Here is a 23,963-nt window from a genome sequence, read left to right as displayed (position 1 = left end):
CGTTGGACAACGCGCCTCGCCGCCGATTCCGTCGGAAGGCGCGTTCAGAAGGGCAACAGGCCCTTCTGCCACAGGTAGCGCCCCAGCATGACGAAGCAGACGCTGACGATCATCGGCCGGATGAGCCTGGTGCCGCCGCGCACCATCGCATGCGAGCCCAGCCAGGAGCCGATGACCTGGCCGGCGATCATTGCGCCGCCGGCCACCCACAGCACCTTGCCCCCCGCAATGAACACCGCGAGCGAGGCGATGTTGCTGGCGAAGTTCAGCACCTTGGCCTGGGCGGTCGCGGTGACCAGGTTGTACCCCCGCAGTGCAACCCCGGCGAGCGAGAAGAAGGAGCCGGTGCCGGGACCGAACATGCCGTCGTAGAAGCCGATGCCCGGCACGACGACGCCGCGATAGGCGGCCGGCTGCATGCGGGGTGCGCTGTCCACTGCGCCGGCGTTGGGCGCCAGCAGGAAGTACAGCGCGATCGCCACCAGCACGAACGGGATCACCAGGTCCAGGGTGCGCGCGTCGACGAACTGCACCGCCCATGCGCCGAGCCCGGCCCCGATCAGCGAGCAGGTGAAGAGCACCCGCATTTCCGACCATTTCACCAGTCCGCGGCGCAGCGCCATCAGCGATGCGGTGAGGGAGCCGAAGCTGCCCTGCAGCTTGTTGGTGGCCAGCGCATGCAGCGGCGGCACCTGCGCCAGCAGCAGCACCGGTATCGTGATCAGTCCGCCGCCTCCCGCGATGGCATCGACGAATCCCGCCACCGTGGCGGCGGCAAACAGCATCGCCAGCACCTCTGGCGACAACAACGCATCCATTCCTGTTCCTGTCTTCTTATGCGGCGGGCTGGCGCAAGCGGATCAGGCCTTCCTGCGCCATGGTCGCGACCAGCTCGCCCTTCCGGTTGTACACATGGGCGAGGCACAGTCCGCGGCCGCCAGAGGCGTTCGGGCTGTCCATTGCGAACAGCAGCCATTCATCCATGCGGAACGGACGGTGAAACCAGATTGTATGGTCTAGCGACGCAATCTGCAGGCGCGGGTCGCCCATGCGGATGCCATGCGGCTGCAGCGAGGTCCACAGGAAGCCATAGTCGGACACGTAGGCAAACAGGGTTTCATGGGTGAGGCGGTCGTCCGGCAGCGGCTGCGGCGCACGGGTCCAGACATGCTTGCTCGGCTTGCCGTCATGGCCGTCGTAGATGTCGCCGGCATGGTCGGCGCGGAAGTCCACCGGCACCGGCTGGAACGGCCGCCGGCCCTGTACCGCGCCCGCCTTCCACTTGACGATGCTGGATTCCAGGTGCTCCGGGTCCTGCGACGGCGGCATCGGCTTCTGGTGCGACAGGCCCTCCTCCTCCTGCTGGAAAGAGGCCGACATCACGAAGATGCGCTTGCCCTCCTGCGAGGCGACCACCCGCCGCGTGCTGAACGAGCCGCCGTCGCGTACCCGTTCCACCTCGAACTCGATCGGCAGCTTCAGGTTGCCGGCCAGGATGAACATCGAGTGCAGCGAATGCACGCGCCGCCCCGGCACCGTGATGCCGGCGGCATGCAGCGCCTGGCCGAGCACCTGCCCGCCGAAGACGTTCGGGCTGCCCATGAAATGGCTCTCGCCACGGTAACGGTCGGTATCGGTCTGCTCCAGTTGCAGCAGCTGGAGGATCCGGTCGGTGTTGTAGAGCGTAGGGTCGATCATGCTGGTTGTCGGATGGTGGTTCAAAGGTTCTTGCCGGCGGCCGGGAAGCTGTCGCGCAGCTCGCGCTTGAGCACCTTGCCGATGGCGCTGCGCGGCAGCACGTCCGTGAGTTCGATGGCCGCCAGGCGCTGGGTCTTGCCGAGCCGTTCATTGGCCCACTTCAGCAGCGCCTGCGGGTCGAGCCCCTTGCCGCGCGCCACCACGTAGGCGACCGGCGTTTCGCCCCAGCGCTGCGAAGGCACGCCGACCACGGCCGCCTCGGCCACATCGGGATGCTGCTGCAGCACCGCCTCCAGGTCGCTCGGGTAGATGTTGAAGCCGCCGGAGATGATCATGTCCTTCTTGCGGTCGAACAGGGTCAGGAAGCCGTCGGCATCGAAGCGCCCGACGTCGCCGGTGCGGATGAAGCGCTTGCCGCTGGGGTCGTACCATTCGGCCTCGGCGGTCTTTTGCGGCTGCTTGTGATAGCCGGCCATCATCGCCGGCGAATGGCCGACCACCTCGCCCATTTCGCCCGGCGCCACCTCGCGGCCGTTGTCGTCGATCAGCCGGATGTCGTGGCCGGGCGCCGGCTGGCCGACCGTGTGCAGCTTGTCGGGATGCTCGTGCGCGACCAGCATGCACGTGCCGCCACCCTCGGTCATGCCGTAGTACTCGATCAGCCCGCCGGGCCAGCGACGCAGGATGTCGGCCTTGAGCCCGGCCGAAAACGGCGCGCTGGTGCAGAACTTCATGCGGAAGGAAGACAGGTCGTGGCGGTCGAAGTCCTCGCGCGCCATGATGCGCTGGTACTGGACCGGGACCAGCATCGTGTGGGTGACGCGGTGCTTCTGCGCCAGCGCGAGGTAGCTGCCGGCATCGAACTTGGCCATCATCACCACGGTGCCGCCGAGCCCGATGGTCGGAAAGAAGCACACCAGCGTCGTGTTGGAATACAGCGGGGTCGAGATCAGCGCCACCGCCTGCGCATCATAGCCGTTGGTGCGGCCACGGTTGACGTGCGTCCAGCGCATCGAATGCGGTTGCACGATGCCCTTGGGGGCGCCGGTGGTGCCGGACGAATAGATGATGTTGAACGGCCAGTCGGGCTGGATCCCGACCGGCGCCGGCTTGCTGCCCACCGGCGCCAGCCATGCCTCGAAGGCCTGGCCGAAGCCGGCGCCGTCGAGCGCGATCAGCGGTGGGCGCAGCTTGCCGCGCACCTGCGCCAGCGCCTCGTGCACGCCGGCGTCGAGGAACAGCAGTCGCGCGTCCGCATCCTCGGTCATGGTCACCAGGCTTTCCGGTGACGAGGATGGCGCCAGCGGCGCCACAGCCACCCCGGCGCGCAGGCTGCCAAGGAACAGCGCCGCATAGGCGATCGAGGTCGAGGCACAGATGGCGATGGCGTCGCGCGGCTGCACGCCGTCGCGCTGCAGGGCGGCAGCGATGCGGTCCATCAGCGCGTCGAGTTCGCCATAGGTAAGCTGCTTGCCGTCCTGCACCAGCGCCGGATGGTCGGGCGCGGCGCGCGCATGCAGGCTGATCAGTCGCGGCAGGGTTTCGAAAGGCTGTTCGAACACGTCGTCCAGGTTGGTGTGTGCAGTCATGCTGGGCTTCCGGAGTAGGGTGAAAAAAGCACGCGCGTGCGGAATTCCTCAATACTAGAGCAGTTTTGGGCTTTGCGGTGGAGCCCGGGCAAGGACATGGCGCGGCGGCATTGGCGGTCACGGCTGGCGTCGCCGGACGGGCCGCAAGCATGCTTGCGATCATGCCTGCAAGGCCACCTATAATTCCTGCATGCCCCGCATCGTCTTCACCCAGCAACTGCGCCGTTTCACCGAAGTGCCGGAGATCGATTCCGGCGCCGGCGTGCTGCGCGCCGCGCTGGAGGACGCGTTCAATGCCAATCCCCGGCTGCGCGGCTACATCCTCGACGAGCAGGGTCACCTGCGCCAGCATGTCGCCGTCTTCGTCGACGGCCGGCGGGTGCATGACCGGCTGTCGCTTGCCGACCCGTTGTCCGCCGAGAGCACGGTGCACGTGCTGCAGGCCCTTTCAGGAGGTTAGACATGCAGCAGCGTGCCTGGGTGGCGACCCGCAAGGGATTGTTCGAGTTGCAGGAAGGAAGCCGCGGCTGGGACATTACCGGCCATGCCTTCGCCGGCGACCCGGTGACGACGGCGCTGGCGGACCGGCGCGACGGCACGCTGTATGCCGCGCTGAATCTCGGCCACTTCGGCGTCAAGCTGCACCGGCGCGCGCCGGGCGCGGCAGCGTGGACCGAGGTCGCCGTGCCGGCCTACCCGTTGCAGCCCGAAAACACCGACGGCGACGTGCCATGGAAGCTGAGCCTGCTGTGGTCACTGGCGGCCGGCGGCGCCGACCAGCCCGGCTTGCTGTGGGCCGGCACCCTGCCGGGCGGCCTGTTCCGTTCGCGCGACCGCGGCGACGCCTGGGAGCTGGTACGCCCGCTGTGGGACGCGCCCGAGCGCCGGCAATGGTTCGGCGGCGGCTACGACGTGCCCGGCATCCATTCGATCTGCGTGGATCCGCGCGACAGCCTGCGCATGCTGGTCGGCGTTTCCTGCGGCGGCGCCTGGCGCAGCGGCGATGGCGGCGAGACCTGGGCGCTGTCGGTGCGCGGCATGCGTGCCGATTACATGCCCCCGGAACAGGCAGAGGATGAGGCGGTGCAGGATCCGCACCTGGTCGCACAGTGCGCGGCGCAGCCGGACGTGCTCTGGTGCCAGCACCACAACGGCATCTGGCGGTCGACCGATGGCGGGGCCAGCTGGCAGGAGATTGGCGCAAATGTGAAGGCGCAGGCGTCCGATTTCGGTTTTGCGGTGGCGGCCCATCCGCGCGATCCCGACACCGCCTGGTTCGTACCGGCCGTCGCCGACCAGCAGCGCATCCCCGTCAATGCGGCGTTGTGCGTGACCCGGACCCGGGACGGCGGCAGGACCTTCGACGCCCTGCGCAGCGGACTGCCGCAGGCGCATTGCTATGACCTGGTCTACCGGCACGGGCTGGCCGTGTCGGACGACGGACGCACCCTGCTGATGGGGTCCACCACGGGCGGACTCTGGCTGTCGGCCGACGGCGGCGATCACTGGCAGACCCTGTCCGCCAACCTGCCGCCCGTGCACGCGGTCGGCTTCTTCTGATCACTCTCCGGCCGTCCCGCCACCGGGGCGGCCAGCGCATGCGATGACATACCGGTTCGTTGTTTTCGATTTCGACGGCACCCTTGCCGATTCCTTTCCCTGGTTCCTCCGGACCTTCAACGGCCTCGCCGGGAAATACCGTTTCCGCCCGATCACGCCGGACGAGGTGGACGCACTGCGCGGCCTCGGCAGCCGGGAGCTGGTGGCGCACTTGCAGCTGCCGATGTGGAAGGTGCCGATGGTGACCGCCGAAATGCGGCGGAGAATGACGGAACAGGTTCCGGAAATCCCGCTGTTCGAGGGAGTCGACCGCTTGCTGGTTCGGCTGCACGAGCACGGCATAGAGACCGCCGTGCTGACTTCCAACACCCGCGAGAACGTGCAGCGCATCCTCGGGCCGCACAATACCGCGCTGATCCGTCATTTCGAATGCGGTGTATCGATCTTCGGCAAGGAAGCCAGGTTTCGCAAGCTGGTACGCCGCGCCCGTGCCGATCCTGCCCGTGTGCTGTGCGTAGGCGACGAGATCCGCGATGCGCAGGCCGCCGCCGCCGCCGGGCTTGCGTTTGCAGGCGTGGCATGGGGCTACACGCGCCCGGACGTGCTGGCGCTGCATTCAAAATTCGCCCCCTTCCACACTACTGGCGAAATTGGCGACATGCTGTGCGGCTGAGCATTCCATATGCGAAATTTGTGCCTCGAGATGTAAAACGCTTCTGGATCTTCCCGGGGCCACGGGCCACCCAACGACTGTCTCCACTATGGGCGCCCGCCATGAAGTGCTTTCCGGTCCATTGGCCAACACCGACCATCCCTTCCCACGGCACACCGAAGGACGCGGAGGCGGCCGCGCGACGCACCAGGATCAAGACGTATTTCACGCGGCTGAAGGCAGCCGACCGCAAGCAGTCCGATCCGGCGGCGACGCGCCGGTATTTGCAGTTGCGCGCGAAGAGACAAGAGGCGGATGACGCGATGCGAGCCGCACGCCGGGATGGCAGCGGCGACGCGCAGCGGACATGGGCGGCCGAGCATTCCCGCCTGACGAAGGCGCTGCGGCGCGCGTATGGGCATGGCCCGCTCGGGATGGACGATGACAGTCTGGCCGCCCGGCGTGCCGCGCAAAGAAAGGCTGCATGGCTGGAAGGCCTGCATACATTCGGCGGCGCACGCCTGCTGGCGATGGCCGGAGGCATTGGCGGACGCGAGGTCTCGGGCGCGGCAGGCAAGGCGGCCGTCCACCAGTCATTGGGATACGCACCGCAGGCAGTGTTGTCAGGAATGGCACGGATTGTGACCGAGGTGCCGCAGATCAGGATCAATCGCGGCGGCCGGCCGCGGCTTGCGTCCGGACTTGCGCCGCGCGGCGGCTTCAGGCAGAACAACGCTGCTTGGCGGCAGGCGCGCAAGCGCGTGGAACAGGCATGCCGCGAATTGGGCGAGGCCGCGCACGGGATGGAGTCCCTGGGCGAGGGCGAGGCGGGCTGGCGGGGTTACGAGCGCCTCGACCATGCCTTGCACAAGTTGACTTCTGCGCTGGACCAGGGCATCGGTCCTGCCGACAATGACCGCGCGCTGTGGATTGCGCTGGAGCGTGAATTTCGCGGGAAAAAAGCCAGCGCGGTGGTTTCGGTCATCGCGGGCCTCGCGTCGTTTGGTGCTTATGCGGTCGAACCGACTGGCGTGGCGGCGAGCGCCGGTCAAAAGCTGCTCTGCATGCTCGGCGCGTTACTGCAGATGCCTGCCTCGACTGCGGACTACATGGACGGCAGTATCGATTTCCCGATGCGCGTCTGCGCGGAACGCATGCCGGTGTCGCAGTTGCTCAAGCCGGCAGCGCGCCACAAGCAGCTGTCGGAGATCGTCGAAGAAGATATCGACACACGCGCTGCCGTCCGCCTGTACGACGAGCGCGAGCAGCTGATGCGTGACGTCCTGCGCGGGATTTCCCTTCATGCGCTCGGCCGGCTCAATCGCGAGCGTCTCCGACTGCGCCGGGAAGCCGAAAGCCATGCGGCGAGCAGCTCACGCCGCCGACGGGTCCTGGCGCCTCGCGCGCGCGACCCGGTGCGCCGCCTGCAGCAGGTCGAGGAAGAATTCCGCGAAATGGTCCACCAGCATGTGCTGTTCGAACAGCAGGAGGCATCAGCGCTTGATCCGCACGGACTCATAGGACGTTCCATCTGCGATCCGGTGCACTTCTGCGTGCAGGGAGTCCGTGCCGGCATCTTCGGCAAGCTGGGCGAAGCGGTCGCGCAAGTCAACCAGCGCATCAACAACAACTGGAATCCGCTCGGCGGCATCGGCCCGGCGTCGGTCGCCATGGACGCAGGCTACGCCTTTGCGGGAACGCAATTTCTGCAGGACGGGCTGCATTCCGCCAATGGCACGGGTCCCGACGATCCCGTCGCGGAAAGTGCTGCACTGGGAGTCGCCATCACCGCCGTGGCGGGCGCGTTCAATAGCGGTCTCACCGTCATTCCGGCACGCTACAACAAGACGGCCCATGACCGCCAGGCCCTCGGTCCGCCCCGGTGGCTGGCCGAGGGCCTTCGGGTCGACGTCGACGATTGTCAGGCGCAGATCGAACAGGCGTACCGCCGCGGTGCCTTGTCCAATCGCGGGAAGAAGAAGTTGGAAAAGATCCTGGCGGTCGCGGCAACCGACGGCGCCCCCGCATTGCGCGGCCGCGACCTTCGGCGCCTCGAAGATTTCGATGCATGGCGTGCGCGCATCAATGCGATGGCCGACGACATCAATGCGGCCTGGCGCTTGCCGCAGCGCGATGGTGCCGGCCGGCCAGTGCTTGACAGCGCCGGCAGGGAGATCGTGATTGACTTGCGGAGCACCGATGCCTGTCTCGCCCATTACGTCCCGGTCTGGAAGCGTGCGGCGGTCCTGGCAAAGGGTGCCGTACACAGCATGATCGAGACGATGCGCGTCGGACCGACGATCGCTGAAGCGGGACTGCAGCGGTTTCGCTGGCGCCGGGTGGCCGACGGACCGCGCCCGGCGGCACTGATGACGCGGGCACGCCGTCAGCTCGACTTGCACCGTTCCATGGCGCCGCCCATGCTGCCCGTACTGGACCAGCAGTCGACGGACGGCGCGCTGCTGGACAGCGCATTGGATGCAGTCGCCAGACTCGAAGCACGAGAACGCGGCCTTGGCGCGTTGCCCGCCTTGTTGCAGCACGACGTATGGAACACGGATATCCTCGCCCGCGATTTCCGCAGGCAGTTGCGCGCGCTCCGCAACGCCCTGGAATGGATGGACGACGGCGGTTTGCTCGCGGTGACCGCATCGCATTGCGCGGCTGCCATGCTGGAACAGTTGCAGCTGCGGCTCGCTTCCCTTGAGTCCGAGCTGAGAGGGGTTGCATGGGCGGCGCACCGATGTACACCGCGCGAGCTGCAGCGGCTGCGCGAAACGCCGCAGGACTCGGCCCAAGTAGCGGCGCTGCGTGTGCAGGTACGTGCATTTCAGGCCCTTGCCACGCCGCCTCCGCCAGCCTCCGCCGCATGCCCTCCGCAACCGGCCGGTCCTCCGCAATTCCCGGCGGGGCGCCTTTCGTGAAACCGTTCGGCGGCATCTCCCGCCCATGTCGCCGGTGTCGAGAAAGAGGGCGAGGCGTTGCAGGATACGCACCAGATCGCGCAATGCGGGTGCAGCCGGAACTCTGCCACTGCCGGCATCACAACCGCGTCACCCGCCTTTGGCCTGCTGAAACGGCAGCGCCGACGCGCTGCGCGGCGAAGCCGTGCGGCGAGCGCGCCGGGTCGGGGCTCAAGCCTTGATGACGCGGTTCCGGCCCTGGCGCTTGGCGCAGTACATCGCGTCGTCGGCCCGCCGCAGCAGCTGCTCGGCATCGTCGCCGCTGCCGGCCTCGACCACGCCGGCGGAAAAGCCGACGCCGAAATCCTCATGCTCCGCATGCTGGGGCAGCCGGTAGAAGGATTCCCGGATGGCGTCGATGACCTTCGCTCCGGCAGCGGCCGTGGTGTCGGGCATGATCACCACGAATTCTTCGCCGCCATAGCGTCCCACCACGTCGCCGCGCCGCAGGCGCTGCTGCAGCAGTCGGGACAGCGCCCGGATCACCTGGTCGCCCACCGCGTGGCCGTAGCTGTCGTTGACCTGCTTGAAGTGGTCGATGTCCAGCATCGCCAGCGCCAGCGGCGCCAGCGTGCGCGACGCACGCGCCACCTCGCGCACCAGCTGTTCCTTCAGGGCCGAGTGGTTGTACAGCCCGGTCAGCCCGTCGCGCATGATCAGGCTGCGCAGTTCCCGGTAGCGGGCGGCGCGCGACGACAGCGCCGACACCAGGTGCGCCGGCGCGATCGGCTTGGTCAGGAAGTCGTCGGCGCCGCAGGCGATCGCCTGCAACTGCTGGCCGAGGTCCTTCTCGCTGGAGAGGAAGACGATGGGGACGTCGAGGTAGCGGTTGTCCTGGCGCACCAGCCGCGCCAGCTCGGCGCCATGGCAGTTCGGCATGTAGATGTCCATCAAGACCAGTTCCGGGCGATAGTCGACGAGCGCCTGCAGCACTTCCGCCGGCGCATGCACCACCCGCACCTCCATTCCCGCCTGGCGCAGCACCGCACCGTAATACTCCGCGGTGTCGTGGTCGTCGTCGATCACCAGGATGCGGTAGCCCGGCCTGGCATCCCTGTCCAGCAGCGCATCGAGACGGTCGACCAGGGCGACGATATCGAGCGGCCGCGGGAAATAGCTGTCGGCGCCGGCCCGGACGGTCGCCAGGCGTGCGTCGAAGTTGCTGCGCGTCGCGACGAAAAGCGTGGCGAAGCGCGACCGGCCCTCCTCGCGCAGGGCGGCAAGCAAGGCCGCGCCATCCATGACGCCGTCCGGGAAAGCAAGGTCCATGATGACCGCGGCGGGAAGCCGCGCGGCGAGGCGCGGCCGCAGCAGCGCGAGGTCGTCGATCATCTCGACCTCGTAGCCGAAATGGCGCAGCTGGGCGGCCAGCCCGGCCTCGCCCTCGGCATCCTGCACCAGGTAGACCAGGCGCGACCCGGGTTGCGCCTGCTGCGGCGCCGGGACCTGCGCCGGCGTCGGGGCCGGCACGGCGGCCGGTGCCGGCGGAGGGGCTTCGGACGCGCCCGTCCGCAGCTGCGCCTGGGCCTCCTTCAGCATCTGTCGCACGCCGCCGGCGACGGGCGCAAAATCGTTGCCGCCCGGCGCGGTGCCCTTGATGAAGGCGTTGAGCAGCGCCTCCAGTGCGGTCGCGCGCGTGCCGAGTCCGGCGAAGCCGAAGCTTCCCGCCGAGCCGGCCAGGCTGTGCAGCCGGTGCAGCAGCACGGCGCAACGGGCGCTGTCGCCGGGTTCGTCGATGCACAACTGCAGTGCATCCGCGATTTCCTGCAGGCGGGCAGGCAGCTTCGCCGCATAGGCCGCGCGAATGTCGTCCAGCGCGCGCACGATGTCGCCCTTGTGCTGTTCAGGCATCCTGCTGCTCCCACAATGCGCGGACCTGCTGCGCCAGCTGCATCGGATCGAAGGGTTTTGCCACCACGCCCAGCGCGCCGAGCGAACGGTAGGAGGCAATCTCGCCGGCCTGCACCTTGGCCGTCATGAAGACGGCAGGCGTCTCCGCCGTCGCCGGCAGCCCGCGCAGCGCGGCCAGCGTCGTCGGTCCGTCCATGCCGGGCATCATCACGTCGAGCAACACCAGGTCCGGCCGGTAGCCCTGGTCCACCGCATCGAGCGCTTCGCTGCCCGAGCTGCAGATGCGCAGGCGGAAGCCGCCGACCGTCTCAAGCGCGAGCTGCGCGATGGTGCGGATGTCCGGGTCGTCTTCCACGTAAAGGATGTCGTTGAGCGGCGGTCGTTTCATGGCTAGTCCTTCCCCTTGCCTGCATGGCCGATCAGCGCATGCAGGATTTCCAGCAGTTGTGCATTCGATGTGCGCGACTTCACCAGCGCGGCGTGAACCGATGCGGCGGTGGCGCTGCTGGCTTCATCCGACGAGAACACGACCACCGGTGTGGCGAGGTTCGGCGGTGGCAGCGCCCCCAGCAGCGCCGAGCCGTGGCCGTCCGGCAGCCGCAGGTCGAGCAGGATCAGGCTGAACGGCGTGGACGCGAGCAGCTCGCGCGCCCCGGCCAGCGTGCCGGCATGGCACAGGCGGGCGACGGGGGCCAGCATCTCGCCGATCACCTTCACCAGGTCCGGATCGTCCTCCACGTACAGCACCTGCGGCGTCTCCCCCTGCCCGCCGCGCAGCGCCTGCTGCAGCACCGCCACCAGGCGCGCCTGGTCGATCGGTTTCGAAAGCCAGTCGACGATGCCGACCGCACCGCCGGTCAGGGAGCGCCGCCCTTCGCCGGCGCGGGCCGACACCACCACCACCGGCAGCGTGCGCGTCCGTTCCTGACTGCGTATCCAGCGCAGCAGCGACATGCCGTCCTCGCGTGGCAGCGACAGGTCGAGCGTCATCGCCTCGTAGGCATGCTCCACCAGCAGCCGGCGCGCCTGGCTCGCATCATGGGCGGTATCGCTCGACAGCCCGGCCTGCGCGAGCATCATTGCCAGCAGCCGCGCGACGTCAGGATCGTCTTCGCAGACCAGCACCCGCCCCTGGCGCGGCGCGTGCTGCGCCGCGACCGTCAGCAGGGGCAGCTCGAAATAGAACTCGCTGCCGCCGTCCGGCGGATCCGCGAAGTCGATCCGCCCGTGGTGGCGCTCGACGATGGCGCGCGAGATGCTCAGTCCAAGACCGGTGCCGCCCTTCTGCCGGGTATCGGAGGAATCGGCCTGGGCGAACTTCTGGAAGATGCGCGTGCGGAATTCCCGACCGACGCCCTGCCCGCGGTCCCGCACCGCCACCCGCGCGACGCCGGGCCGCTGCTGCATCACCACCTCCACGCTGCCGCCCTGCGGCGAGAACTTGATCGCATTGGAGAGCAGGTTGACCACCACCTGCACGATGCGGTCCGCGTCCGCCGCGACATAGGCTTCCGGCGCGTCGGCCCGCAACGCGACCCGCACCTCGTACTGCGCGGCATACCCCTGGGTTGCGGCGACGGCCTGCTCGACCAGCGGCAGCAGCCGCTGCGGCACCAGCTCGAAGCGCATGTTGCCGGACTCGATCTTCTCGATGTCGAGAATGTCGTTGATCAGGCGCACCAGCCGCTCGCAGTTGTTGTTGGCGATGGCGAGCAGGTTGCGGGCGCGCTCCGGCACGTCGCCCGCGACGCCGCCGCTGAGCAGGCCGAGCGAACCGCGGATCGAGGTGAGCGGGGTGCGCAGCTCGTGCGAGACGGTGGAGATGAACTCGTTCTTGACGTCCTCGGCCCGCTTGCGTTCCGAGATGTCGGTGCCCACGCCGCAGGTGCCGTACATCTCGCCGCGCTCGTTGAACAGCGGCGAGCGCACCACCAGGAAGGTGCGCTGCGGGTCCGGCAGCGTCAGCTCGTCTTCCAGGCGCGCCGGCGCATCCTTTTCCGTCAGGGCCCGGTCGCGCTCGCGATTATGGCGCGCCAGCGCCGGCGGCAGCACCTGTTCGACGGTCTTGCCGACGGCGCCGCCCGGGGCGATGTCGAACAGGCGTTCGTACTCGCGGTTGACATACATGAAACGCCCCTCCAGGTCACGCACGTACACGAAGGAGGAGGTGCTGCTCATCATTGCCTGCAGCAGCGCGTTGCTCTCGCGCAGCTTGCGTTCGTTCTCGCGCCGCTCGGTGATGTCGCGGATGATGCCGGCGAACGCCCGCTCGCCGTTGAGCCACATCTCGTTGACGGTGAGCTCCATCGAGAACAGCGAGCCGTCCTTGCGGCGCCCGGTGACCTCCCGGTCCACGCCGATCACCCTGGTCCTGCCGGTGTCGCGGAAATTCTGCAGGTAGCCGTCGTGTGCCTGGTGGTAGACGACGGGCATCAGCACCTTGACGTTCTGGCCGAGGACTTCCTGCGGCTGGTAGCCGAAGATGCGGACCGCGGCGCGGTTGATGCTGACGATCTTGCCGAATTGGTCGAGCGTGATGATGCCGTCGGCGATGTTGTCGATCACCGCATGCAGGCGGGCTTCGCCGTCGCGCGCCGCGTCGAGCGACCGGCGCAGCGCGCCGCCCGCGAGCACCGATTCCGCCCATTCCACCAGGTCGCGCGCGGCCGCCTCGTCTTCAGCCGTCGGTTCGTGCGGCTGGAAGCCGGCCACCGCGAGCGCGCCCACGCAGGCCCCGTCCGCGTTACACAGCGGCCAGCCGGCGAAGGCCGGCGCGGCGTCCTCGCGCAAGGGCGCGGCGCCGGCTGCGACGCGGCGGCACATGGCCTCCAGCGCAAGGAGCCGGTCCCGGGCCGCACCGCGCCCGGGCGGCTCTCCGCTCGCGGCCGCGAACTGTCCTTGCTCCTGCCCCGCGCGCGTCAGCCAGACGCCGGCGAAGGGCGCGTCGAACAGCCGCCGGACGGTCCGGGCGATGCGTTCGAAGCGGCCGGCGGCGGCGCGTTCATAGGATGGCGGCATGCTGTTTTCCTGGTCGGCGGCCACGTCAGTTGATCGGTTCGACCGGCGGTTGCGACCGGTTCTCGCGCCGGCGACGCCGGCGATCGAGCCACCATGCCAGCAGCGGCAGCGCCAGGAACCCGCCCGGGGAGACGAACAGCACCAGGTAGGGGCTGAGCGCCGCCAGCGTACGCAAGTGACGTCGGATCTCGCGGCGGTCTGCGTCGCTCCAGCGGTCGCCGTTGCGCTGCTTCATCAGCAATTGCATCAGGCCGCGCACCTGCGACATCTCGCGCCACAGGCGTTCCCGCTCGCGCTGCTGCAGGTCCCATGCCCGATGTGCCGAGCGCCGGGCGAATTGCACGGGCGTCCGGGCGACGCAGGGAAGGCGGCGGTTCATGTTGGCAGGAGGCTGGGATCGGGATTGCCGGCGATTCTACCGGCTTCCCCTCTTTCGCAAAAGCACAGCTACTTCGGTGCCGGCAGCCCCGCCAGCCGCTGGAAATACGCCGATTCCATCCTGCGCAACGGCATGGTCAGCAGCGCGCCGTCGAAGGCCTGCTGCATTGCGCGTCCCGCGGCAGTACGTTGGAAGCAGACATGCAGCGGCAGTTCCGCCAGGACCCGGTCGTGGAAAACGACATCGCGGCCCGACACGCTGGGCTCGGTCAGCAGCAGGTAGCGCAGCACCAGCTTGTCGATCACCACGCCGTCGACCCGCCCCGCCAGCAGCTTGCGCAGGTTCAGCATGTCGTTGGGCGAGGCGTCGAGCTGCAGCTTGCCCTCGCGCGCCAGCGCATCGAAGGCGGCGCCGTTGGAAAAGCCCGCCACCACGCCGATACGGCGGGACGACAGGTCGCTCACCGCATTCCAGCGCAAGGGGGCGCCCGCCAGGTAGGCCAGGCCGATGGTGCTGCTGCCGATGGGCTGCGAGAAATGGCATTCCCGCGCGCGTTCTTCGGTGTAGTAGGCGGGAAAGTAGCCGGCGTACCGGCGGTCCTTGAGCCCGAGCTGCATGGCGCGGGTCCACGGGAAATAGTCGATCTGGGTGCTCCAGCCGGCCTGCCTTGCCGCGGCTTGCGCCACCGATGACGACCAGCCTTCGCGCTCCAGCCGCGACCCCGCGTAGGGCAGCCACTCCAGGCTCGCCAGCCGCATCGTCTTCGTTCCGTCCGCCAGGGCGGCGGCGGGCAGTACGAGGCAGAGCAGGCTCAGCAGTAGACGAGGCATCGGTTGTCTCCGGAAATTGCGGGCAGTGTAGCCGAGTTCCCGGCGTCATTGGCCCCTTGGGGCGCGTCCCCACAGGAAATCCGCACCAGGACGGGGCAGGCGCGGCGGGACGAACTGGCACTGTAATTGCTTGGGAGAAATCTCCTTGCGCCCCCGGGGCGCGTGGGATGCCGATCAACCGCCGCCGGCAGTGCACCGCCGGCTTGCCCAAGGACCCGCAATGGAAAAGCTTGCTTGCGGACTGCCAGCGCTGCCGGAAGTGCAGGCGCCCGACGCCGGCCTGCTCGGCGCCGTCCTCGACAGCTTCGAGGGCATGGCTTACCGCATGCGCATCGACGCGCACTGGACCGTGGAGTTCGTGACGAGCGGCTGCAAGGCCCTGACCGGTTACGACGCGGACGCCTTCCTCCGCGATCGCGTGACGTACGAAGAAATTACGCACCCCGACGATCGCGTGCGCGTGCGCGACGCGATCTTCGCCTCGCTCGAGGCCGGCCGGCGCTTTTGCCTCGAGTACCGTATCGTGCGCAGCGACGGCGCGTTGCGCTGGGTCGAGGAACACGGCGTCGGCGTGCGCGATGCCCTAGGCCGTTATGTCGCGCTGGAGGGCTTCGTGCAGGACGTCACCCAGCGCAAGCAGGCCGAGCAGGCGCTGCACGAGGCCGAGCGCCGCTACCGCAGCATTTTCGAGAATGCGGTCGAAGGCATCTTCCAGTCCACTCCCGACATGGGCTACCTCGCGGTCAACCCGGCGCTGGCCCGCATGTACGGCTACGCCTCGCCGGAGGAGATGGTGGCGAACCTGCGCGACCTCGACCGCGCGCTCTATGCCGAGCCCGACCGGCGCAGCGAGTTCCTGCGGCAGATGGGCGAGCACGGCCAGGTGATCAATTTCGAATCGCAGGTTCGGCAGCGCAACGGCAACATCATCTGGATCTCGGAAAACGCCCGCGCCGTGCGCGACGCAAGCGGCAGGGTCCAGTTCTACGAGGGCACGGTGGTCGAGATCACCGAGCGCAAGATGTACGAGGCCCGCATCCGCTACCAGGCCACGCACGACGCGCTGACCGGCCTGCCCAACCGCAACCTGCTCTACGACCGCCTGCAGCAGGCCATCGAAAGTGCGCGGCGCGGCGGCGAGACGGCCGCCGTCGCCTTCATCGATCTCGACCAGTTCAAGTTCATCAACGACAGCCTCGGCCACCAGGTCGGCGACGAGCTGCTCAAGGTCGTCACCGGCCGTCTCAAGTCCTGCATGCGCGCGTCCGACACGATTGCCCGCCAGGGCGGCGATGAATTCGTGCTGGTGCTGCGCCAGCAGAAGGGGGCGGAATCGGTGACCGGCACCGTTCGCCGCATCATCGCCACCGTGGCCGAGCCGTGGCTGGTCAACGGCATCCGGCTGCAAGTCACCTGCAGCGTCGGTATCAGCGTGTTCCCCGGCGACGGCGACGACGCGGAGACCTTGCTGCGCCATGCCGATTCGGCGATGTACAAGGCCAAGGAGCTCGGCCGCAACAGCTTCGAGTATTTCTCGGCCGAGATGAACCTGCATGCCACCGAGCGGCTGGAGACGCTCAACAGCTTGCGCCAGGCGCTGGCCAACGACGAGTTCGTGCTGCACTACCAGCCGAAGGTGCACCTCGCCAGCGGCGCGGTGGTCGGCGCCGAGGCCCTGCTGCGCTGGCACAGTCCGCAGCGCGGCCTGGTGTCGCCCGCCCAGTTCGTTCCGCTGGCCGAGGAAAGCGGCCTCATCGTCGACATCGGCGAGTGGGTCCTGCGCAGCGCCTGCGCACAAAATGTGGCCTGGCAGCGAGAAGGCCGTCCGACCATCCCGATTTCGGTCAACCTGTCGCCGCGGCAGCTGACGCGGGGCGACATCGTCGAGGTGGTGCGCGGCGTGCTGGACTGCACCGGCCTGGCGCCGCACTTCCTGGAGCTGGAGATCACCGAGAGCGTGGTCATGCGCGACGTCGACCAGTCGCTGGAAACGCTGCGACGGCTCAAGGCGCTCGGCGTAAGGGTATCGATCGACGACTTCGGCACCGGCTATTCCAGTCTCAACTACCTGAAGCGCTTCCCGGTCGATACCCTGAAGATCGACCGTTCCTTCGTCAGCGACATCGCGGTTGACCAGGACGACGCCGCCATCGTCAAGGCCATCATCTCGCTCGCCCACATCCTCAACCTGAACGTGGTGGCCGAGGGCGTCGAGAACGAGGACCAGCATCGCTTCCTGTTCGACAACGGCTGCGACGACGTGCAGGGATTCCATTTTGGCAGGCCGCTGGCCGCCGATGCTTTCGCACTGGCCTGCCTGCCACCGGCGCCCGCCGTCCTGCCGCCCTAGACGCCCCAGGGCACGGCCGCCGCGCCGAAGATGGGCCGATGGAAGGCCATCACCAGCAGCGCCAGCCCGACGCCGCCGAACACCGCCCCGGCATCTTGCGCGGCGCTCGGCCGGAACGATTTCACCGCGTGGCGGCCGGCGGCGGAGGCGAGGTCGATCGCGGCAAAGCCGAGGAAGGCGCCGAACAGCACCGTCGCCCGCAGCTCGCCATTGGCCAGCAGGTGCACCAGCGACCAGATGCCCAGGCCGAGCAGCATCGGATGCCGGACCAGCCGGCGGATGTGGGTGCGCATGTTGGCGGAGGCGAACAGCACGAAGCTGACCAGCATGGCGGCCGGCGCCAGCTGCACGGCGAGGGGGAAGGGAGCGAACAGCCGCGGATCGGCCGGCGCGCGGGCATAGCCGACCACGATCAGCGCGAGCCCGAGGGCGGAAACCAGCGAGAACACGCCCTTGTAACGCTTCTCGCCGAGCGTGCCGGCAATCCGGGCACGCAGGGCGGGCACCGCAGGCACCAGGTGGATGCCGAGGAACAGCAGCAGGCCGAGGATCAGGATGGTCATGCGCAGCCTTTCAGGACGCGGCACCGCCGCATGCCGGCATTACATCACGAAATGCAGCCGGCCCGGCACCGCCGGCGGAGCCTGGTGCGGGTCAGGCCGCGGCGAGCCCGCCCTCGTTGGCGCTGCCGCCGAGCGCGTCGGCGATCGCATGCCCGACCAGTCCGGCCGCCGGCACCACCTGGGCGCGCTGTTCGCGCAGCGCCTGCGCCAGCTGTTCCGCCTCCAGGGACTTCGCTTCCTTGCGGTCCCGGGTGGAAAACAGGAACAGGTTGCGCATCGGGCTGACCCAGGCCAGCTTCAGCCGGACCATGTCGCGGCCTTCTTCACGGAAGCACAGCCAGGCGCCGCTCTGCAGCCGGGCGACGGTCTCGTCGCAGGCATCCGGCTCCGGCACCGGCTGCTGCGAGGCGCGCCGCAGTTCGCGCCGCTCCGCCGCCTGCTGGGCGGCAGCGATCGCAAGCTCGACCTGGCGCTGGGGCGACACCTCGAGCGGCGCCCGCACCAGCGAGGCATGGCAGCGTGCCAGCTCGGTGAAGAACTGCACCCTGCCCTCGTCCGTCCACTTGATCATGTCCAGCCACTTGTTGAGCATGGCGATCATCGGCGGCAGCCGGGACAGCAGTTCCTTGCGTTCCTCCGCGGTGATCTTCGGTTTGACGCTCCACACCAGCTCGTCCATCGTGCGCAGTGCGCTGTCGACCGCATGCGGCTTCTCGTCGCGCGCCACGTAGGCCAGCGTCAGTACCGACACCCATTTGTCCTCGAGAAAGGTCTCGACAAAGGCGGCGACTTCGCCGGTGCCGATGCGCAGCGCGACTTCGTGCCGGGCCGCGCGTTGCGCCTGCAGCTTTCTTTCCTGCTTGAGAGCGCGTGCGATCGGCGTCGCCAGTGCCTGCTCGGTCGCAGTCTGCTCGCGCTTGTTGTAGGCATCCAGTTCGGCGTTGACCTCGGCGAACACGCCGACGTGGCGGTCGGCCTCGTCCACGATGCGCGCCACGCTGCGCATGAACAGCGGATAGAGCGGATCGGTCTCGCCCATGCGGCGGTCCCAGCCGAGCGCCAGGCGCACCAGCAGTTCGATCGAACGCCGCACCGGGTGGCTCTCGCTGAAAAAGAAGGCGTGATCGCCCAGCACCGCCTTCAGCACCGGCAGGTGCAGCGACAGGATCGGATCCTTCAGCGCTTCGGGCAGGTGGGGGTTGCTGCGGATGATGGCGAAGATGCGGGCAACCAGTCCGATGGCGGCATCGTCGGCCGGCGCCAGGTCGGCCTCCGGCACCGCGCGCCGGATGTCGGCCGGCAGCAGTGAGGCCAGCCGGTCCTGCATGCGGGACAGGAGCTGGAGCAAGTCATGCCTGGCGCGCGCCTGCTGCAGCACGTCGTCCTGGAACAGGGAGGGGAAGTCGCCGGACAGCGGACGGTCGCCCTTCGGCTCCTCCGGCTGGGGGAACAGGCGGCGCAGCTGCTGCAGCACCGGGTCGTTGTCCACCGCGGCGCTCGCCATGGACGCTGCCGGCGCAGGGACAGGTACCGCCACCGGTGCCGCCGGCGCATGCAGCGGGACGCCGCGCTTGGCCAGTGCCGTGTTGAGCGCGTGCAGGATGGGCGCCATGTCCAGGCAGAGCCGCGGTCCCAGCAGGGGGAACAGAAGATGATGCGCGGCCGCGTCGGGCTGGAACTCGCGCCAGGCGTCGTGCAGCACCGTCAGGAAGACCTGGGGCCGGAACGGGTTGCGGACGGTGGGAAAGCCTTCCTCGCCCAGCAGCACGCCGAGGCGCAGGTTGAGCGCACCCAGGCGCTCTGCATGTTCCCGCTCCACCGCCTGGCTGGCCTTGGCCAGGCACAGCTTCTTGTCGATCTCGACGTCCGGCGGCAGCGCCGGCAGGCTGTCTTCAGCCGGACGCGCCGCGACTTCCGCCTCCAATGCGGCGGCAAGGCGCGATGCCACCACGTAGTAGAACGGGTAGCGGTTTTTCTTCAGCAGTTCCGCCGACTTCAGGTATAGCCCGGCGTCCGCGCCCTGCGCGTGCGTCGCCGCTGTGCGCATTGCATCGGCGAGGCGGCCGGTCAGGCCTTCGATTTGCGGATTGGCGGCCTGCGTCGCGACCTCGATCAGGTCGTTCAGCACGTCGCGTCCGTCATCCATGGCGGCAGTGAGAGGGGAAGTCATGATCTGCGTTTCGGTAATGGCGGCGATTGTGGGGCCGGCCGTAGCAGCGGAATCATTTCATGGTAACAAAATATTGCCGTACAGCAAGATCAAATTTGTAAAGGATGCGTTACATTGAGATGCATCAAGCTTGTCAATTCTACAAATGCCCGGTTGTCCCCTTCAGCGGATCGCATGGCGACCGCATCGCAGGTGCCGAGGACAAAGGGCGAAACGGCGTTGCGCGGCGCAGCAGGAAAGACGCGTGCCCGCCGCCGGATGTCCATCCGAACCGGGGAAGCTTACAGCTTGCTTACGTCGGGGGCCGACCTTACCGCGCCTCGCCGCGCAAAAACGGTCGCTTCATGTTGCAGTGCGGCTTGACTCACGCCGCCTAAGCGGCAATCGTACGCCGGTTCGCCCTCTTTGTTCGATTCCAACATCAGCAAAAGATTTCCGGACGACAAGACAGCGTGGTATTCCAAAACATTACACGGAGAGAGACACCATGAAGAAGACGACCAAGCAGTCCACCGCCGCGCGCCGCGGCTTCCTCGGCAAGGCAGCCGCCGGCACGGCAACCGCCCTCGCCTTTCCGGCGGTAGCGACCGCGCAGACGCAGACCTCTTTCCGCTTCCAGAGCACCTGGCCGTCCAAGGACATCTTCCACGAATACGCACAGGACTTCGCCAAGAAGGTCAACGACATGACCGGCGGCGACTTGAAGATCGAAGTGCTGCCGGCCGGCGCGGTGGTGCCGGCATTCGGCCTGCTCGACGCGGTCTCCAAGGGCACGCTCGACGGCGGCCACGGCGTGATGGGCTACAACTATGGCAAGCAGGCAGCGATCGCGCTGTGGACCTCGGGCCCGGCGTACGGCATGGATGCCAACCAGGTGCTGGCATGGCACAAGTACGGCGGCGGCAAGGAGCTGCTGGCCAAGCTGTACGACTCGATCGGCGCCAACGTCGTGTCGTTCCTGACCGGCCCGATGCCGACCCAGCCGCTGGGCTGGTTCAAGCGCCCGGTCACCAAGCGTGAGGACTTCAAGGGCCTGAAATACCGCACCAACGGTCTCGCCATCGACCTGTTCACCAAGATGGGCGCGGCAGTGAACGCACTGCCGGGCGGCGAGATCGTGCCGGCTCTGGACCGCGGCCTGCTGGACGGCGCCGAGTTCAACAACGCCTCGTCCGACCGCGTGCTGGGCTTCCCCGACGTCTCCAAGGTCTGCATGCTGCAGAGCTTCCACCAGAGCTCCGAGCAGTTCGAAATCACCTTCAACAAGACCAAGTACAACGCGCTGCCGGCCAAGCTCAAGGCCATCATCGACAACGCCGTGGAAGCCTCTTCCGCCGACATGTCGTGGAAGGCGGTGGACCGTTATTCCAAGGACTACATCGAGCTGCAGACCAAGGACGGCGTGAAGTTCTACAAGACGCCGGACAGCTTCCTGCAGGAGCAGATCAAGGTGTGGGACGAGGTGGTTGCGGCCAAGGGCGAAGGCAACCCGCTGTTCCGTGAAGTCGAGAAATCGATGCGCGACTTCGCGGCGCGCGCGGTGAAGTGGGACATGGACACCAACAACCCGCGCCGCATGGCATACAACCACTACTTCGGTGGCAAGCCCGCCGCCAAGAAGAGCTGAAGCGGAGTTACTGCCCGTACTGAAAAACACCATCCGCACCCCGGATGGTGTTTTTTTACGCGTTCCCGTCGACCCGGGAATGGTTTCATCCGCGTCACTCTGGAGTATTTGCAATGCAGAAGCTTTTGTATTCGGTGGACAGGCTGAGCACCTGGATCGGCCATTTGTTCTCGTGGCTTATCCTGGCCCTCACCCTGCAAATCTCATGGGAAGTATTTTCCCGCTATGTGCTGAACAAGCCCGGCGAATGGGCCTTCGACCTGATGATCATGATGTATGGCATCTCGTTCATGATGGCCGGCGCCTATACGCTGGCCAAGGACGGCCACGTGCGCGGTGATGTCCTGTACGGATTCTTCCCGCCGCGCCTGCAGGCCGCCCTGGACCTGCTGCTGTACTTCCTGTTCTTCATCCCCGGCGTCGTCGCCCTGGTGTGGGCGGGCTATACCTACGCCGAAGAATCCTGGGCCATCAACGAAACCTCCAACATCACCGCCAACGGCCCGCCGCTGTATCCGTTCAAGACCGCGATCCCGATCGCCGGTTTCTTCCTGCTGCTGCAGGGCGTGGTCGAGATCATCCGCTGCGTGCTCTGCCTGCGTGACGGCGCCTGGCCCCCGCGCGAGGAAGACGTGGAGGAGGTCGATGTCGACAAGCTCAAGGAAATGGTCAATGTGACGGATGCGGACATCGCGAAAGCCGATGCCTATGTCGTCAGGAACGGGAGTCAGCAATGAGGAAGGAAGTCTGGTTTGGTCTGTCCATCATGGCCATGGTGGTGGTCGGCCTGTTTGTGCTGATGCCGGCGCCCGCCGAGATGACCAACGGTCATCTCGGCCTGCTCATGCTGGCACTGATCGTGATCGCGATCATGCTCGGGTTCCCCACCGCGTTCACGCTGATGGGCATGGGCGTGCTGTTCACCTGGTTCGCCTACCGCAGCGTCAATCCCGACATTGCGGTCGAGCAGACGCTGGACCTGATGGTGCAGCGCGCCTACGCGGTGATGGCCAACGACGTGCTGATCTCGGTGCCGCTGTTCGTCTTCATGGGCTACCTGGTCGAGCGCGCCAACCTGATCGACCGGCTGTTCAAGAGCCTGCACCTGTCGATGGCGCGCGTGCCCGGCTCGCTGGCCGTCGCCACCATCATCACTTGCGCGATCTTCGCCACCGCGACCGGCATCGTCGGCGCCGTGGTCACGCTGATGGGCCTGCTGGCGATGCCGGCGATGCTCAAGGCGGGCTACAACACCAAGCTTGCAGCAGGGGCGATCACCGCAGGCGGCTGCCTTGGCATCCTGATCCCGCCGTCGGTGCTGCTGATCGTGTATGGCGCCACCGCCGGCGTGTCGGTGGTCAAGCTGTATGCGGGGGCCTTCTTCCCCGGCATCATGCTCGCCCTCCTGTATGTCGCCTACGTGATCATCATCGCGAAGCTCAAGCCGAGCTGGGCGCCGCCGCTGCCCCCGGAACAACGGACCGTGCCCCTGCCCGCTTATTCCCGGGCGCTGGCGGATACCGGCAGCCGGAATGCGCTCGGCGGCTTCATCGGTGCACTGAAGGGCAAGCGCAACGCGGGCGTGCCGGCGCGCACGCTGCTGATGCAATCCTTCATCGCCATGCTGCCGGCGATCGTGTTTGCGCTGATCATGGGCTACGCCTATCGCACGGTGACGGCGCCGGTCGAGACCTATGAACAGGAGCTGATCGAGATGGGCGCGGAGAGCCTGAATTCCTACTCCGCGCCGGAAGGCGGACTCGAGGAACCGCAGGAGCTGGGCGCGGGCGGGCTGGCCGAGCCGCCAGCCGAGGAGACCCCGCAACCGCTGGGCGCACAGGAAGCGACGCCCTCCGCGCCGGCAGCAAAGGCGACGCCGGAGGCGCAAGCGCAGACTGACGCCGGCCCGAAAGCCAGGAGCGCACCGAACGCCTACTGGATCACCTTCGGCATCCTGCTGGCCGCGCTGCTGGTGTTCTACGCCATGCTCAGCTATGCCCGCTTCGAGATATTCAAGATGCTGCTGGGCTCGTTCTTCCCGCTCGCGATCCTGATCCTCGCGGTGCTGGGCGCCATCGTGTTCGGCCTCGCCACCCCGACGGAAGCGGCGGCGATGGGATCGATGGGCGGCCTGCTGCTGGCGGCCGCCTACCGCCGGCTCAACATGTCGGTGCTGAAGGAGTCGGTGTTCCTGACCGCGAAGACCAGCGCGATGGTGTGCTGGCTGTTCGTCGGCTCGAGCATCTTCTCGGCGGCGTTCGCGCTGCTCGGCGGCCAGGAGATCATCAACAACTGGGTGATCGGGATGGACCTGACGCCGCTGCAGTTCATGATCCTGGCGCAGGCGATCATCTTCCTGCTCGGCTGGCCGCTGGAGTGGACCGAGATCATTGTGATCTTCATGCCGATCTTCATTCCGCTGCTGGCCCACTTCAATGTGGATCCGCTGTTCTTCGGCCTGCTGGTGGCGATCAACCTGCAGACCGCCTTCCTGTCGCCGCCGGTCGCCATGTCGGCGTTCTACCTGAAGGGCGTTTCGCCGCCGCATGTGACGCTGAACCAGATCTTCATGGGCATGCTGCCGTTCATGGGTATCCAGGTGGTCGCACTGATCCTGCTGTACATGTTCCCGGCCATCGGGATGTGGCTGCCGGGGGTACTGTACAACTGACGGCGGCAGCGCCGACCGGACCGCGGGCCTGGTGCCCGCGGT

18 protein-coding genes are annotated in these 23,963 nt (G+C 67.6%); 8 read left to right on the top strand and 10 right to left on the bottom strand.

The features are described from left to right. Nucleotides 1-44 precede the first annotated feature (44 nt). From VIM12_RS02645 to VIM12_RS02635, 3 genes are read right to left on the bottom strand one after another with little or no spacing between them, the layout of a single operon-like run. Nucleotides 45-818 carry a TSUP family transporter gene (locus tag VIM12_RS02645; protein ID WP_331940056.1) on the bottom strand — a complete coding sequence of 258 codons (774 nt, stop codon included), beginning with the start codon at nucleotides 816-818 and terminating at the stop codon, nucleotides 45-47. Between the two features lie 16 nt (nucleotides 819-834). After that, nucleotides 835-1,698: an acyl-CoA thioesterase II gene (locus VIM12_RS02640; protein ID WP_331940055.1), complete on the bottom strand. Its 864-nt coding sequence runs from the start codon at nucleotides 1,696-1,698 to the stop codon at nucleotides 835-837. A gap of 20 nt (nucleotides 1,699-1,718) precedes the next feature. Beyond that, the gene (locus VIM12_RS02635; RefSeq protein WP_331940054.1) at nucleotides 1,719-3,287 is read right to left on the bottom strand and encodes a class I adenylate-forming enzyme family protein; all 1,569 of its coding nucleotides are present in this window, start codon (nucleotides 3,285-3,287) and stop codon (nucleotides 1,719-1,721) included. Nucleotides 3,288-3,477: 190 nt separating this feature from the next. On the opposite strand from VIM12_RS02635, the gene VIM12_RS02630 reads away from it, so the two are divergent. The 4 genes from VIM12_RS02630 to VIM12_RS02615 all read left to right on the top strand — a co-directional run bounded on the left by VIM12_RS02630 (nucleotide 3,478) and on the right by VIM12_RS02615 (nucleotide 8,423). Beyond that, nucleotides 3,478-3,747, top strand: coding sequence for a MoaD/ThiS family protein (locus tag VIM12_RS02630; protein ID WP_331940053.1), 270 nt, complete (start codon nucleotides 3,478-3,480; stop codon nucleotides 3,745-3,747). Between the two features lie 2 nt (nucleotides 3,748-3,749). Beyond that, complete coding sequence (locus tag VIM12_RS02625) at nucleotides 3,750-4,847, top strand: exo-alpha-sialidase (protein WP_331940052.1); 1,098 nt, start codon at nucleotides 3,750-3,752, stop codon at nucleotides 4,845-4,847. A gap of 43 nt (nucleotides 4,848-4,890) precedes the next feature. After that, on the top strand, nucleotides 4,891-5,520 hold the full coding sequence (locus VIM12_RS02620; protein WP_331940051.1) for an HAD hydrolase-like protein: 630 nt from the start codon (nucleotides 4,891-4,893) through the stop codon (nucleotides 5,518-5,520). Between the two features lie 101 nt (nucleotides 5,521-5,621). Then, a complete protein-coding gene (locus VIM12_RS02615) occupies nucleotides 5,622-8,423 on the top strand; it encodes a hypothetical protein (protein ID WP_331940050.1) in 2,802 nt (933 codons plus the stop codon). Nucleotides 8,424-8,633: 210 nt separating this feature from the next. Here VIM12_RS02615 and VIM12_RS02610 read toward each other — a convergent pair whose 3' ends face one another. The 5 genes from VIM12_RS02610 to VIM12_RS02590 form a co-directional block, all read right to left on the bottom strand. Beyond that, the gene (locus tag VIM12_RS02610; protein WP_331940049.1) at nucleotides 8,634-10,313 is read right to left on the bottom strand and encodes a diguanylate cyclase; all 1,680 of its coding nucleotides are present in this window, start codon (nucleotides 10,311-10,313) and stop codon (nucleotides 8,634-8,636) included. Further along, nucleotides 10,306-10,701 (bottom strand): response regulator, encoded by a 396-nt coding sequence (locus VIM12_RS02605; protein WP_331940048.1) that lies wholly within the window; start codon nucleotides 10,699-10,701, stop codon nucleotides 10,306-10,308. Before VIM12_RS02605 ends, VIM12_RS02610 begins: the two co-directional genes overlap by 8 nt. Nucleotides 10,702-10,703: 2 nt before the next feature. After that, a complete protein-coding gene (locus VIM12_RS02600; RefSeq protein ID WP_331940047.1) occupies nucleotides 10,704-13,331 on the bottom strand; it encodes a PAS domain S-box protein in 2,628 nt (875 codons plus the stop codon). 25 nt (nucleotides 13,332-13,356) lie between these two features. Beyond that, on the bottom strand, nucleotides 13,357-13,710 hold the full coding sequence (locus VIM12_RS02595) for a hypothetical protein (protein ID WP_331940046.1): 354 nt from the start codon (nucleotides 13,708-13,710) through the stop codon (nucleotides 13,357-13,359). A gap of 68 nt (nucleotides 13,711-13,778) precedes the next feature. Then, the gene (locus tag VIM12_RS02590) at nucleotides 13,779-14,540 is read right to left on the bottom strand and encodes a transporter substrate-binding domain-containing protein (RefSeq protein ID WP_331940045.1); all 762 of its coding nucleotides are present in this window, start codon (nucleotides 14,538-14,540) and stop codon (nucleotides 13,779-13,781) included. Between the two features lie 220 nt (nucleotides 14,541-14,760). Between VIM12_RS02590 and VIM12_RS02585 the strand changes: the two genes are divergently transcribed. Continuing rightward, nucleotides 14,761-16,890 (top strand): putative bifunctional diguanylate cyclase/phosphodiesterase, encoded by a 2,130-nt coding sequence (locus tag VIM12_RS02585; protein WP_331940044.1) that lies wholly within the window; start codon nucleotides 14,761-14,763, stop codon nucleotides 16,888-16,890. On the opposite strand, the gene VIM12_RS02580 is transcribed toward VIM12_RS02585, so the two are convergent. Both VIM12_RS02580 and VIM12_RS02575 read right to left on the bottom strand, forming a co-directional pair. Next, entirely contained in the window at nucleotides 16,887-17,453 is a 567-nt protein-coding gene (locus VIM12_RS02580) for an NnrU family protein (RefSeq protein WP_331940043.1), read from the bottom strand. The two genes, VIM12_RS02585 and VIM12_RS02580, sit on opposite strands and share 4 nt — an antisense overlap. Before the next feature lie 91 nt (nucleotides 17,454-17,544). Beyond that, nucleotides 17,545-19,623 (bottom strand): DUF1631 family protein, encoded by a 2,079-nt coding sequence (locus VIM12_RS02575; RefSeq protein WP_331940042.1) that lies wholly within the window; start codon nucleotides 19,621-19,623, stop codon nucleotides 17,545-17,547. Between the two features lie 487 nt (nucleotides 19,624-20,110). On the opposite strand from VIM12_RS02575, the gene VIM12_RS02570 reads away from it, so the two are divergent. From VIM12_RS02570 to VIM12_RS02560, 3 genes are all read left to right on the top strand, one after another. Further along, nucleotides 20,111-21,250: a TRAP transporter substrate-binding protein gene (locus tag VIM12_RS02570; protein WP_331940041.1), complete on the top strand. Its 1,140-nt coding sequence runs from the start codon at nucleotides 20,111-20,113 to the stop codon at nucleotides 21,248-21,250. A 113-nt stretch (nucleotides 21,251-21,363) separates the two neighbouring features. Further along, complete coding sequence (locus tag VIM12_RS02565) at nucleotides 21,364-21,987, top strand: TRAP transporter small permease subunit (protein WP_331940040.1); 624 nt, start codon at nucleotides 21,364-21,366, stop codon at nucleotides 21,985-21,987. Beyond that, nucleotides 21,984-23,921: a TRAP transporter large permease gene (locus tag VIM12_RS02560; protein WP_331940039.1), complete on the top strand. Its 1,938-nt coding sequence runs from the start codon at nucleotides 21,984-21,986 to the stop codon at nucleotides 23,919-23,921. The genes VIM12_RS02565 and VIM12_RS02560 overlap by 4 nt, the downstream gene beginning before the upstream one ends. Nucleotides 23,922-23,963: the final 42 nt, after the last annotated feature.

The organism is Noviherbaspirillum sp., assembly GCF_036563305.1.
Classification (GTDB): domain Bacteria; phylum Pseudomonadota; class Gammaproteobacteria; order Burkholderiales; family Burkholderiaceae_D; genus Noviherbaspirillum.
This window is presented reverse-complemented; position numbering and strand designations above follow the sequence as displayed.

What these genes read in the sequence shown, in the direction of transcription:
- VIM12_RS02615 (WP_331940050.1), top strand. Translation starts at nt 5,622, where the DNA reads ATGAAGTGCTTTCCGGTCCATTGGCCAACACCGACCATCCCTTCCCAC.
- VIM12_RS02635 (WP_331940054.1), bottom strand. Translation starts at nt 3,287, where the DNA reads ATGACTGCACACACCAACCTGGACGACGTGTTCGAACAGCCTTTCGAA.
- VIM12_RS02565 (WP_331940040.1), top strand. Translation starts at nt 21,364, where the DNA reads ATGCAGAAGCTTTTGTATTCGGTGGACAGGCTGAGCACCTGGATCGGC.
- VIM12_RS02570 (WP_331940041.1), top strand. Translation starts at nt 20,111, where the DNA reads ATGAAGAAGACGACCAAGCAGTCCACCGCCGCGCGCCGCGGCTTCCTC.
- VIM12_RS02605 (WP_331940048.1), bottom strand. Translation starts at nt 10,701, where the DNA reads ATGAAACGACCGCCGCTCAACGACATCCTTTACGTGGAAGACGACCCG.
- VIM12_RS02580 (WP_331940043.1), bottom strand. Translation starts at nt 17,453, where the DNA reads ATGACCATCCTGATCCTCGGCCTGCTGCTGTTCCTCGGCATCCACCTG.
- VIM12_RS02625 (WP_331940052.1), top strand. Translation starts at nt 3,750, where the DNA reads ATGCAGCAGCGTGCCTGGGTGGCGACCCGCAAGGGATTGTTCGAGTTG.
- VIM12_RS02610 (WP_331940049.1), bottom strand. Translation starts at nt 10,313, where the DNA reads ATGCCTGAACAGCACAAGGGCGACATCGTGCGCGCGCTGGACGACATT.
- VIM12_RS02585 (WP_331940044.1), top strand. Translation starts at nt 14,761, where the DNA reads ATGGAAAAGCTTGCTTGCGGACTGCCAGCGCTGCCGGAAGTGCAGGCG.
- VIM12_RS02590 (WP_331940045.1), bottom strand. Translation starts at nt 14,540, where the DNA reads ATGCCTCGTCTACTGCTGAGCCTGCTCTGCCTCGTACTGCCCGCCGCC.
- VIM12_RS02595 (WP_331940046.1), bottom strand. Translation starts at nt 13,710, where the DNA reads ATGAACCGCCGCCTTCCCTGCGTCGCCCGGACGCCCGTGCAATTCGCC.
- VIM12_RS02630 (WP_331940053.1), top strand. Translation starts at nt 3,478, where the DNA reads ATGCCCCGCATCGTCTTCACCCAGCAACTGCGCCGTTTCACCGAAGTG.
- VIM12_RS02575 (WP_331940042.1), bottom strand. Translation starts at nt 19,623, where the DNA reads ATGACTTCCCCTCTCACTGCCGCCATGGATGACGGACGCGACGTGCTG.
- VIM12_RS02620 (WP_331940051.1), top strand. Translation starts at nt 4,891, where the DNA reads ATGACATACCGGTTCGTTGTTTTCGATTTCGACGGCACCCTTGCCGAT.
- VIM12_RS02645 (WP_331940056.1), bottom strand. Translation starts at nt 818, where the DNA reads ATGGATGCGTTGTTGTCGCCAGAGGTGCTGGCGATGCTGTTTGCCGCC.
- VIM12_RS02640 (WP_331940055.1), bottom strand. Translation starts at nt 1,698, where the DNA reads ATGATCGACCCTACGCTCTACAACACCGACCGGATCCTCCAGCTGCTG.
- VIM12_RS02600 (WP_331940047.1), bottom strand. Translation starts at nt 13,331, where the DNA reads ATGCCGCCATCCTATGAACGCGCCGCCGCCGGCCGCTTCGAACGCATC.
- VIM12_RS02560 (WP_331940039.1), top strand. Translation starts at nt 21,984, where the DNA reads ATGAGGAAGGAAGTCTGGTTTGGTCTGTCCATCATGGCCATGGTGGTG.